An 11,253-nucleotide genomic window follows, 5' to 3' on the forward strand; every position below is an offset into this window, starting at 1 on the left:
GCCTAAATTTTGGGAGAGTCAGGGAATTTCGTCAATCGATTCGATTTGAATTTTCTTTCATGTGTGAAAAACTTGTCATAACGACTATGAAACCATTATTCACATTCCTACTCTTATTTGTTTTTGTCTCCTGCCAGTCGGTCTCCTCCACCAAAAGCCAACAAAAATCGGGTTCTATCCAGGAACCACCAGAATTTATAGAAGGGCTCTACATCAATACCAAAACCATACGAGATAAAAAACGATGGAGTTTACTTTTCCAAGTCATGAAAGATGCAGGAATGAATACTGCTGTAGTCGATATGCAACCTTACCCACCCACCCCAGAACAAGTCGCAGAAGCAAAAGCACTCGGTATTTATATGGTAGCACGAGTTGTCAACTTCGAAGGTGGTTTACTAGAAAAAACACCTAATGCAAACCTTGTATCTTCCATCCAAAAATCAATTCGTAAGGCTTGTGAATTAGGATTCCCTGAAATTCAATTGGATTACATTCGATATGCTGACGGTGGCACTAACTTTAGTATGAGTTATGAAAAACGATATGAATCGATTTTAGGAATCATCAAAGACCACAAAGAAAAAACAAAGGACAGTTGCCCGAGTGATACAAAGTGGTCTGCTGATATTTTTGGAAGGGTTCCTTTCATTGAAAATGATATCATTGGGCAAAAAGTAGAACCGTTTAGTGAGGAATTGAATGGTCTGTATCCCATGTTGTATCCTTCTCATTTTTACGGTTTGACGAAACGTGTTGCTGACCCATATGGAACGATTAAAGATGGACTCGATTTGACTGTAAAACGTGCCAAACAAGGCACCAAAGCTATAGCCTGGGTACAAGGTTTTAATATGATGGTAGGTCCAAGTAAGTTGAGTTATACAGACTATATCAAAGTGCAGATGCAAGGGGCAAAAGATTCTGCAGGCCATGGTTTTATTGTTTGGAATGCAGGGAATGAATACCTAGAAACCATGAATGCATATGAAAAATATAAAAAGGAACCAACACCTAACAGCACAAAAGTATCCAAAAACGAAGAATAACTTCATTTTTGGAAATTGATTTCTCTAGGAATTCTGAAGCAAACTTACAAAGGTACAATAAAAGGAAGTGGGGTTATTTCCCTGCTTCCTCTATATTTTTTCTCCTTAAATAGGCATCTGCTTCTTCTTCTGATCCTAACATTTGGATTCTCAGTTCTTTCAATTTTTTCTCTTTCTCCGCTTGGGAAAGATTGGCATTTTCTTTTAAAAATTCCTTCTCTTTTGTTTCGTAGGAAGAAATTGATTCAGAAAGTTTTGTTTCTTTTTTACGTTCACTCGCTAAATTCTCTGCTTTTTCTTTCCCAAAATATTTGGATTCAATCTTAAACAGGTATTTTTCTTTTTCTTTTGGGTCCGAAATTGTAGCAAACTCTTTATCACGAAGAGACATTTCCATTTGGTAATGATCAAATTTATCTTCTCTGGAAACCAATGAATCATAGTAGTTCCCATAGGTTCTTTTCTTAAACTCTTCGAACTGTTTTACACGAAGATCAGCAGGAAGGTTTGCTGATTGTTTGATAAAATTATTTGTACCTTCCATAAAGCTAACTTGTGATTCTTCCATTCCAAAAATAAGGTCTGCTTTATCAGAAAGAACCTCTCTACGTTTGGATTTAATTTTTTCATACAACTCCAAAAATGGAAGGTCCGTTGGTTGTTCCCACTTTCGGTATTCTTCTTCATATCGAAAATAGGAAACAAATAGATCTTTTACTTTTTCTTTGTCTGGGGATTCATATTCAGCATCAATATAGGCAAGGATAGTCGCATTACACTGGTCAGGTGTAAAATCAGGTTTACATTTACGTCTTAAGGCCCACACTTCCCAAACAAAATTGATCTTACCCGATTTAAGGTCATCAAGTAACTCTAAATAAGGTTTGGTTCTGTCTTCTCGAAAGGGAGAGATTGCCTCATCCCAAAACCCTTCTCCATTACCCATTGGGGAAATTCGGTCATTTGCCATTTGTTCTTCTGGTGATAGAGAATTTTTGGAAACCCCACCGTCGTCTGATTGTTTTAGAAAAAAAAGTAAACTGGTGAAAAGAATGAGAAAGAGGATAACAACGAGTAATATTTTTTTAAAATCCATTTGTAGTAACGAAAAAACCTTTGGGGAATATTTAAAATTTTAAGAAGGATGGAAGATTGGGATTTTGCGTACAATAAAAAAGCCGACAGTAGTACTATCGGCTTTTTCTCTTTGTGGAAAATTATAATCCAGCTTTTGCGTTTTTAGCGATGTTTAAGTAATGTCCTTGCACATCATAAAAGTTTTGTCCACTCCATGCCAAGTTCGTTGCTTGTAGGTGGTCAATTCCTGTTGCAAACCAATAAGAAGAAGGAGTTCCTTTCCAAGTTCCCCATTTTTGAGAATTCAATGGAACCACGCCATCATTTCCTCCACCTAACCCGTAGAACAATCCACCTGCCCAAGTGATCGGGTGAGTGAGTGCCATAACAGGGTGTTGGATGAGGTCTGCCCATGCCATTTGGCTTCCGTAAGAATAGTATTTGATACCAGATTTGTTTGGTGAATTTGCATTAAATGTTTTTACATAACTCACAGTAAGAGATTTTCCCATTGCGATGGCATCTTGAGGACGACCGTCACGGTACACTAGTTTTGCAAGTAAACCGAGGGCTGAGTTTGCAAAAGGTTGTAACCAACTAGGAATCGCTGCTAGAACGATGTCAGCCATTGGTGCCCCTTGGTGAAGGGAGTTGATCGTGGTAACCGTTTGTGTTTTTCCAGCAAATCCAAGATTGGACACCATATAACGGATCACAAGACCACCTTGGCTGTGTCCCATCAAATGTACCTTAGAACAACCGTTTGCTGTCATCCAAGTGGATACTGCAGATTGGATTTGGCTTGCACGAACAGGAATGGAATTTGTCGCAGAACTTCCAGGTGTTGTGACTTTCGCGCCTTGGCTACGGAGGTAACCATCAAGGCCTCCCCAATACTTAACGAGACCACCAGCGAGTCCTTGAGTGTCGTCAAATCCTAAAATCCCGTGAACAAGAGCGATGCATTGGCCATCCAAAGGACCAGCAAACAGACCTGATGTGGGGAAGGAGAGAAGGGTCGCTAAAAACCCGATTACGATTTTCTTTTTCATATTTCACCTGAACTTTCTATGTTTTTGGCTAAATTAACCCATACCAATGCCATAAGTCAACGCTTTATGGCACAATTATGGCAATTGTTTCGGAACAGTGTTCCTGGAAGGTCCTAATTTACACCGTAGGTGCGTTCGTCAGAGGCACGGTAATAGCCACTCGCTTCCTCATTTTTGATGATATCAGCTTCTTCCCCAAAGAGTTGTTTCCTCAGTGCATCCAATTGTTTTTCATCTTCTGCCGTCATTCCCCCTTTTTTGGTCGAAAGTTGGCTTCGTTTCTCAGAATACTTCTGTTGGTTTTGCCAGTTTTTTTCTCTTTCTTCTTCGAGGGCATCCCAACGGTTGAGAGCCGCTTGGTCCATTCCCATGGTTTGGCGGATTTCTCGGAGGGCCGATTTCCTCTCTCCATACGACATCACCTTCAGGTCTTTTTGGACAGAAACCATAAACCCTTCCGTGAGTTGTTGGCGTTTGTTTTCCATAAGACGTGGGTATTCTTTTCCAAACTGTTCCTTGAGGGTTTGTGCATAATTGCTAAGTTTGGCATCCAAATTCCCTGCAGGGCTTTCTTTGATGCGTTTGAGTGTGTCTCCAATCACAGTCATCTTTTTTTCCATGGCCCAGATCTGGTCGGCTTTTTCTCCAAAGAGGCGATACCTTTCCTTCCACATCATAGCCCGACGAGCGTCATCGGACATGAGCCCCACCTTACTCATGTTTGATTCTCTGAAACGATTGTAATTATAAAGACTCTCCGACATACGAAGTAATTCCAATGCTTTGTCTGGGAAGGCGTAACCCAAAATTTGATTGAGAACTTTCACCCAATCATTTGGATACAATTTAGGAAGGTCTTTCATTAACTCTTCTATCATGGCAATTTGGGCGGCAGGGTTATCGATATTTTTGCCATACTTCTCTTGGAGGATCCTTGCGATTTCTTCAATCGAGTACTCCATGAGTTTATGATCAGCATAGTCTTCGGGTAAATTAGGAAGTTCGATGGATTCGGCGACTTTTCCTTCATTGAGAAGTGACTCAAAGTCCTTTTGGTTTTTATCTTTTCCTGGACGTAAAACTAAAATACCAACGAAAAGAACGATAAGAGAAGTGAGGATTGTGTATAAAATTTTTTTATTTTGGAACATACTCTAAATGAATGAATGGAATTTGAAATTTGATATGTTGGGACAAAAAGGAAATTGGCAGTAAGATTGGTTCTTACTGCCAAAGAGGTTGTTAACCGCCTTTAGAGACGATGAAATCTAAAATCGAAGCATAAAATTCTTCTTCATCAAATGTATCTGGTGGAACACCAACCACATCTAAATGGTCTTGGCTCACCACAGAAGACTTTGAAGTCATTTGTGCAGATGTTGGAGCATTTAAGTTACTTACATAACCAAGGCTTGTATTCACGGTAATCCAGTCGAAACAAAGTGCACATTCGTTGTATTGCAAACGATCACCCATTTGTTGTGAATTGATCCCAACAAGTCCGTCATCGTCATTGTTACCACGAGTGCCATCACCTTTTCCAGCGGCACCATCATTATCACAATCATCTACACAATATCCATCACCATCAATGTTGTAAAATCCTTCTTTCAGAAGGTACAATGCTGGGTTTGTGTTGATGCTATCTTGTGCTGTGATGATAGAACCCCAATATGCGGCATTACTTGAGTTCACATTATAATTTGTGTTAAATGCCTTCATTCCAGTGGTGATCCCATCTGTAGATGAATAGTCGTTATAAACCAATTGTTTTGCCGCTGCAATTCCATCATTTCCGGAACCATAAATTGCGTTTCCGAAAAGTTTTGCCAGTGCATTGACAACGGAAGTAACACCAGGGCCTAAATCAAGGATGTACTTCGCAGTAGGAGATCCTCTATGCGGACTTGATACGGAGATAAGAGCATGGACAACTTGTCTACCATAACGTGCTCTTAAAACAGCAGCTGCTTTTCTTGCATCAATTCCACCTTGTGAGTGACCAATGATATTGACTTTGGTTGCTCCCGTGGAGGTCATATAGTTTTGAATGCGATCTGCTAGTTGTGTTCCTCTGACTTCCGAAGATTGGAAGGGAGTTACACTTGCTGCTAACGCTTTTTGACTGGAGCTAATGCTACCGTTACACGCTGTTTCCAAAAACTCGTCACATGGATCACCCACGAAGGTACCGTAGTCGTTACCAAAGTAGTAGTATCCAAGTAAGTTGTCGAATCCAGACAATCCATGTGCAAACACAACTGGATATACTGTTTTTCTTGCGCCTGCATGTACCCCTGTTGTGAACAACAAAAGGGCGAGGAGGCAAACAAGATTTTTCTTTTTAGAGTTCATAAATCACCTCTGAACAATCTACAGATGTATTCCAGTTGTAGGAAAAAAGTCAAGTTAATTGTGTTAATTTTGGGTCATTTTGATATTTCATGACATATTTAGTACTTATGCTATCCTTTTTGACAGATTTGGGACACATTCTCGGGAAATGCCTGAAGGGAATCCCCAATTCTGTTGGAATGGATGGATTCGATCCGTCCATGAGAGTGGGAGAAGTCGCGTGAAACCCTTTCGATACCCAAATCGTTTCCAACAATGTGTGGGACTCACCTGTATTTTTTGTCTCAGTTTTTTCCAATGCCAAAAAGAAAAGGATAACGAAACCTTAAATCTGTTAGCCGGGACAGCTCTAGCCTACCAAGCAGCAACTTCAATCATTTGTACAAGCGAACAATTGAATAAAACGCAAAACGGACGGATTTTCCAAACCAGTTTTGAATCCACAAGTGAGTTCTCAAACTTTTATAGTGTTCCATCCCCCTACCAGTCAGTTGCTACCCATGGACAAAGTACGGAACAAAAAAGAACTGGAACTTATTCACACAAAGCAAACATTTCAGGACTTGGTCCTACTTGTTTTTATCCACAAAATTGTAACCATAGAGGTTATCCCACGATTCAACTAAACAAACTACCGTCAGGTGGATTCAAAACACCCGTTTTAATTGAATTGTATGTGTATTTAGACATGGATTTAACAAGTAACCAAGATTGGTTTAGTTTTGCCACGTATTCAGCAGATCCCACTGATTTATGGCGGAGGGTGGTTCTTGTGAATATTGATGCGAGTGATTATGTATACCTCATGCATGTCCCAGTTCACAATCAAAATGTCCATACATACCAAGTCACAAACTTAAGTTTTCCTCGAAGGCAATGGAAAAAACTAACAACTTGTTTGGATTTTTCTCCGCAAGGTGGGATGGCAAAGCTTTGGGTGGATACAACATTAGTATCAACAGCAAATGTTGCGGGTGGGTGTGGAGTATTGGAACAAGCACATTTTGGATTGTATGCCTCTCCTACTTTGAGTTCTGGTTCCATTTATAATGATGATTTACGGATCCAAGAAGTAAGTGTTTGCCCATAGAATCAATTCTTCTTTAGATTAGGACGCAGTTTCATCTCAGAAAATGTTGGTATGGCTTTATAAACCTAATTCTTGTAAATGTTTGATGGGAGAAAGTTGGATGGAAGGAAACATTCCTTCCACTTCTTTCCAATTGCCATGAGGGATATATATATGACTGATCCCAATTCCCGCGAGTTCTTTGATGCGCAAACTGATTTGGCCAACACTTCTAACTTCACCAGAGAGTCCCACTTCTCCCAAATAACCTGTTTCACGTGAGATGGGTTTGTCTCGAAACGAAGAAACAATCGAAGCTGTGATCGCAAGGTCTAAACTTGGTTCGTCAACACTCAGTCCACCTGCTAAATTACTAAAGATATCTGACTCTGAAAGAGGAAGACCCAAATACTTTTCAATCACTGCAGAAAGTAAAATCACTCGGCGGTTATCAAGCCCTTCGGCCATACGTCTCGCTTGGCCAAACGCTGATTTGGTGACAAGCGCTTGTACTTCAACACTGATGGCCCGAGATCCTTCCATCACAGAAGATAAAACACTTCCTGACCTTTCCTCAGTTTCGGGTGAGATGAATAATCGGTGGCGATCGAGGACCTGTTTGAGTCCACCTAGTACCATTTCGAATATCGCAGTGTCTCCCACTGCTCCAAATCGATTTTTGACAGCTCGTAAAATTCGATAATAATTAAATCTGTCCCCTTCAAAGTACAATACAGTATCCACCAAATGTTCCAAAACTTTTGGACCTGCAATTTGGCCTTCTTTTGTAATATGACCAATGAGAAAAATGGGAACTGACGTACGTTTGGCGGTTTCTAAAAAAACTTGGGAAGACTCACGGAGTTGTGTGATGGTTCCTGCTTGGTTCACAAGACTTTCTTTTAAAATGGTTTGGATGGAATCGATAAAAACAACTTTTGGTTGTAAATCCGTAATCATTTGTGAGATGTTTTCTGCATACACTTCCGATGAAAGAAGGATATTTTTAGAATCTACTCCCATCCGTTTGGCACGAAGTCCAATTTGAGATGCTGACTCTTCTCCCGAGATGTACAAAACTGTGCCTTGGTTTGCGATGTTTTTCGCAATTTCTAATACCAGAGTAGACTTTCCAACACCTGGTTCACCACCAACTAACACCAAACTGCCAGGAACAATCCCGCCCCCGAGTACCAAATCAAGTTCACTAAAACCAGTGAGAGTCCTTGTGTGGGCATCACTTACAATTGAACCAATGGACTTTGGTTCTGTGTACTTTCTGTCCCTTGGTTTTGTGATGATGGGAGAATCGAACCTTCCTTGGGAAGTGTTAGATGTTTCTTCTATTTGGTTCCATTCACCACAAGATGGGCATTTTCCTGCCCACCTGCTAAAGATATCTCCGCAGGCCTTACATTGGTATTGTGGGAGTTGTTTTTTTGCCATCAGTGTTCGAAGAGATTGTACACTTCTAGTAAATCAAGTTCCACTTGTGTTTCTAAAAAACCGAAACATTTTTCTGCAATAGCAAACCTGTTTTCACGGATCATCATTTCGGTCAAAATAGATTCGAGGGAGATCAAAAAACGTACATCAGTGGAAGCATAGTCCACTTGGTCTTTGGTGAGGATTTTTTTCCCCCAATCGGAACTTTGGTTTTTTTTGTCAATGTTCTCTTCAAAAAACTCTCTAATCAGTTCCTTTAACCCGTGTTTATCGGTATAAGTGCGTGCCAATTTACTTGCGATTTTGGTACAAAATACATTTTGTACTTTGATACCAAGCCGTGCGCGAAGGAACGTCATGTCCATACGAGCAAAATGGAAAATTTTGGTAATGTCTTTTGATTCGAATAATTTTTGGATATGAGGGGCTTCTTTTTGGCCAGGGAGGATTTGAACTAAAGCGACTTTATTTTTAGAATCGGAAATTTGAACGACACAAAGCCTGTCCCTTCTGGGATTGAGCCCCATCATCTCACAATCGACTGCTAACCGGTCATCTTTTTTAAAGGCTTCAAAAAAATCTTCGTTCAGATCTCCTTGTAAAACGACTGGTTTTATAGTTGAACGTTTTTGGGTCATAATGGCTTACTATGGAAACCACCCTAACAAAATCATCAAATAGATTTTTCCAAGATGAAAATTCAATATAGAGTTCATAATTCCGTCACCATATCCAATTTCCTCCCTGTGAAAGCAGGTGTTTTCCAATCCGAATGTAAAAAATTCGAACTTTTACTCACAACAACAAAAGACTCAAAATTGGGAACTGTCCTAAGTCCCAAATTGATTTGGCGGGAGAGTACGAGGCCTGAGGTTGGATTTTCTGTCGACCATCTCGAGTTAGAACTCACTGACCTCCCCTCTGGGAATGGATTCAAAATGTTCCAACATGGATACCAGTCGTGGTCCATTTCCAGAAAAGTGGAAAGTACTGATACAGATAGACCACCTTTATTATCTTTCCTACATTACTCCCAAGAGAATGTTTATTCCAAAAATGAATCGAAAGTGGGAAAATTTATCTCAGAATACCTCACTCTTCTTTATAACCAAGAGAACCAAAATGGTGTTTTATATGCACCATTAGAAGCAGGTGAATTTGGAACGAAATTCGAAGTGGTCTTTGGTAACGAAGGGAATGTAACTTCCGTTAAAGTAGTCTATGATATCCATTGCCTACCGGATTTGCGTCCAAACGCAAAACTCAATATTTCAAAAATCAAAGTTCTGTTTTTTAAAGGATCACCTGAAACTAAGTTATTAAAATACTTCGAGGAACTTGGTAAAAAAGAAGGCCCCACCAATTTACCGAAAAAAGTACCTACGGGATGGTGTTCTTGGTATTACTATTATACCAATATTGACCAAAAAACTATTTTGGATAACTTAACGAAAGTTAGGGAACTCAATTTACCATTTGAGTTTTTCCAAATAGATGATGGTTACCAAAAAGAAATTGGAGATTGGCTCATTCCCAATGAAAAATTTCCAGGTGGTATGAGGATCCTTGCAGACGAAATCAAACGAGTTGGACTCAAACCTGGGATATGGCTTGCTCCATTCCTTGTCAGAAAAAAATCAGAATTTTTTCGTAAGTATCCGGAAGCCATCCTCAAAGACCAAAATGGAAAACCTGTTCCTGCTTTGTACAATCCACTTTGGGGACGCGGGTATACGTACGCACTCGACATCACTCATCCCACTGCCCTTGCCTATATAGAAAAAGTATTCACAACAATTGTGAAAGAATGGGGTTATCCTTACTTGAAACTTGATTTTTTGTATGCTGGGCTCCTTCCAGGTGATGTGTACAACAAAACACTTTCCCCTCAAGCACGTTACCAAAATGCATTAGAACTCATTCGTAAAATTGTTGGGAAAAACACATTCCTATTGGGATGTGGAGCACCGATGTTACCATCTATTGGATTTTTTGAAGGTATGCGAATTTCTTGTGATGTGGCTCCATTTTGGAATCCAGAGAAGATTCGAATCTTTTTAAAAGATCGAAATGCCCTTTGTACGAAAAAAGCTCTTATCAATGATATCACAAGGTCATCCATGCATAGGCATTTGTGGCTCAATGATCCAGATTGTTTACTTGTCCGAAAGAAAAAGAACAAGATGAACGAGGCTCAGACAAAACTGATGGCTTCCGTCATGGCAGTGTCAGGTGGTATGTTACTTGTTTCGGATGATTTGACAAAATTGGAAACCGATCGATTGGACCTCTTAAAAAAAGCCTTCCAATTGAACAGAGAATGCCAAGCATACACTCCCATCCCCATTGGGATCTTTGAAAATGAATTCCCTTTAGCACTTTATAACCCTGGTGGTTATTTAGGCATTTGGAATCCAACAGAAGAAGAAAAAACAGTCAGGTTCACTCTCCCTCCAGGAGTCAAAACGAAAGCTCCATTCCTAGACTTTTGGACAGGCACTCGTGTGGACTTACAACCTGTGGATGGTGGTTTTGAAACAACTTTACCGGCTTTTGGTTCTGTTGTGGTTTCTGTTTAGGAAAGAAAATTCATTGACGTGTTTTGAAAAAAACTTATAATCTTTGCAATCCGACGTAAGAGGTTTTTTATGCGTTCCATGAAAATTTTCACGTTGTTATCTGCAATGGCATTGTTCATTTCAGTTAACAATTGTTCAATTTTAGATTCCGCTTCAGGAAGTGTTAGCCGTTTAGGAGTTTCAGTTTCTGATTCTACTTCTGCACTTGTAAAATCGATTTCAAAAAGTATTTCTTCTATTTCTGAAAGTGAAAAAGAAAAAGCAATGAACGAATACAAAGAAGATATCATTGCAAGTGTTGCCTTACAAATTCGCTACGAAAACCAAAAACAAGAATTAGAAAACCAACTCTCTTTGATTGCTAAAAAACATGGTGTAGTTGCATGGAGATCCAATCCATCTACTTACATTGCCATTGGACAAGGTTTAAAACAAGCAAACCTTTCTCCATCCGAAATGAAATTGGTAACAGAAGACATTTCAAAGCAAAATGTAACCGTTGCTAAACTTGTTTCAAAAGGATACAACCTATAATTCACTTCTCTTTAGGGCGGAAGTCTTCCGCCCTTTCAAAAACTCTTTTCCTTTTCTGCCTTTTTTTCACTCTTTCATTCCCCGTAAGTTCA

At 39.7% G+C, this 11,253-nt stretch carries 10 protein-coding genes; 4 read left to right on the forward strand and 6 right to left on the reverse strand.

From position 1 onward, the window contains the following. The first annotated feature begins 86 nt into the window (after nucleotides 1–86). Entirely contained in the window at nucleotides 87–1,049 is a 963-nt protein-coding gene (locus tag DI076_RS09980; protein ID WP_108960901.1) for a putative glycoside hydrolase, read from the forward strand. 73 nt (nucleotides 1,050–1,122) lie between these two features. Here the strand turns inward: DI076_RS09980 and DI076_RS09985 are convergent, their stop codons facing one another. The 4 genes from DI076_RS09985 to DI076_RS10000 all read right to left on the reverse strand — a co-directional run bounded on the left by DI076_RS09985 (nucleotide 1,123) and on the right by DI076_RS10000 (nucleotide 5,533). Beyond that, nucleotides 1,123–2,145, reverse strand: a complete 1,023-nt coding sequence (locus DI076_RS09985; RefSeq protein WP_108959757.1) for a lipase secretion chaperone — start codon at nucleotides 2,143–2,145, stop codon at nucleotides 1,123–1,125. Nucleotides 2,146–2,266: 121 nt separating this feature from the next. Next, nucleotides 2,267–3,178, reverse strand: coding sequence for an esterase/lipase family protein (locus DI076_RS09990; RefSeq protein WP_108959758.1), 912 nt, complete (start codon nucleotides 3,176–3,178; stop codon nucleotides 2,267–2,269). Nucleotides 3,179–3,291: 113 nt separating this feature from the next. Beyond that, a complete protein-coding gene (locus tag DI076_RS09995) occupies nucleotides 3,292–4,329 on the reverse strand; it encodes a hypothetical protein (protein WP_108959759.1) in 1,038 nt (345 codons plus the stop codon). A gap of 91 nt (nucleotides 4,330–4,420) precedes the next feature. Beyond that, nucleotides 4,421–5,533 carry a lipase family alpha/beta hydrolase gene (locus tag DI076_RS10000; RefSeq protein WP_108959760.1) on the reverse strand — a complete coding sequence of 371 codons (1,113 nt, stop codon included), beginning with the start codon at nucleotides 5,531–5,533 and terminating at the stop codon, nucleotides 4,421–4,423. A 220-nt stretch (nucleotides 5,534–5,753) separates the two neighbouring features. Between DI076_RS10000 and DI076_RS10005 the strand changes: the two genes are divergently transcribed. After that, nucleotides 5,754–6,623 carry a polysaccharide lyase gene (locus DI076_RS10005; protein WP_108960902.1) on the forward strand — a complete coding sequence of 290 codons (870 nt, stop codon included), beginning with the start codon at nucleotides 5,754–5,756 and terminating at the stop codon, nucleotides 6,621–6,623. Nucleotides 6,624–6,680: 57 nt separating this feature from the next. On the opposite strand, the gene radA is transcribed toward DI076_RS10005, so the two are convergent. Beyond that, a complete protein-coding gene (radA, locus tag DI076_RS10010) occupies nucleotides 6,681–8,048 on the reverse strand; it encodes a DNA repair protein RadA (RefSeq protein WP_108959761.1) in 1,368 nt (455 codons plus the stop codon). Further along, on the reverse strand, nucleotides 8,048–8,686 hold the full coding sequence (locus DI076_RS10015) for a ribonuclease D (RefSeq protein ID WP_100718397.1): 639 nt from the start codon (nucleotides 8,684–8,686) through the stop codon (nucleotides 8,048–8,050). Before DI076_RS10015 ends, radA begins: the two co-directional genes overlap by 1 nt. Before the next feature lie 54 nt (nucleotides 8,687–8,740). Here DI076_RS10015 and DI076_RS10020 point away from each other — a divergent pair, with 54 nt between their 5' ends. Together DI076_RS10020 and DI076_RS10025 are read left to right on the forward strand one after the other, a co-directional pair. Next, nucleotides 8,741–10,627, forward strand: coding sequence for a glycoside hydrolase family 36 protein (locus tag DI076_RS10020; protein WP_108959762.1), 1,887 nt, complete (start codon nucleotides 8,741–8,743; stop codon nucleotides 10,625–10,627). Between the two features lie 78 nt (nucleotides 10,628–10,705). Then, the gene (locus tag DI076_RS10025; RefSeq protein WP_245918365.1) at nucleotides 10,706–11,161 is read left to right on the forward strand and encodes a putative lipoprotein; all 456 of its coding nucleotides are present in this window, start codon (nucleotides 10,706–10,708) and stop codon (nucleotides 11,159–11,161) included. The last annotated feature ends 92 nt before the right edge of the window (nucleotides 11,162–11,253 follow it).

Origin of the sequence: Leptospira ellinghausenii (genome assembly GCF_003114815.1) — a bacterium.
GTDB classification, from domain to species: Bacteria; Spirochaetota; Leptospiria; order Leptospirales; family Leptospiraceae; genus Leptospira_A; species Leptospira_A ellinghausenii.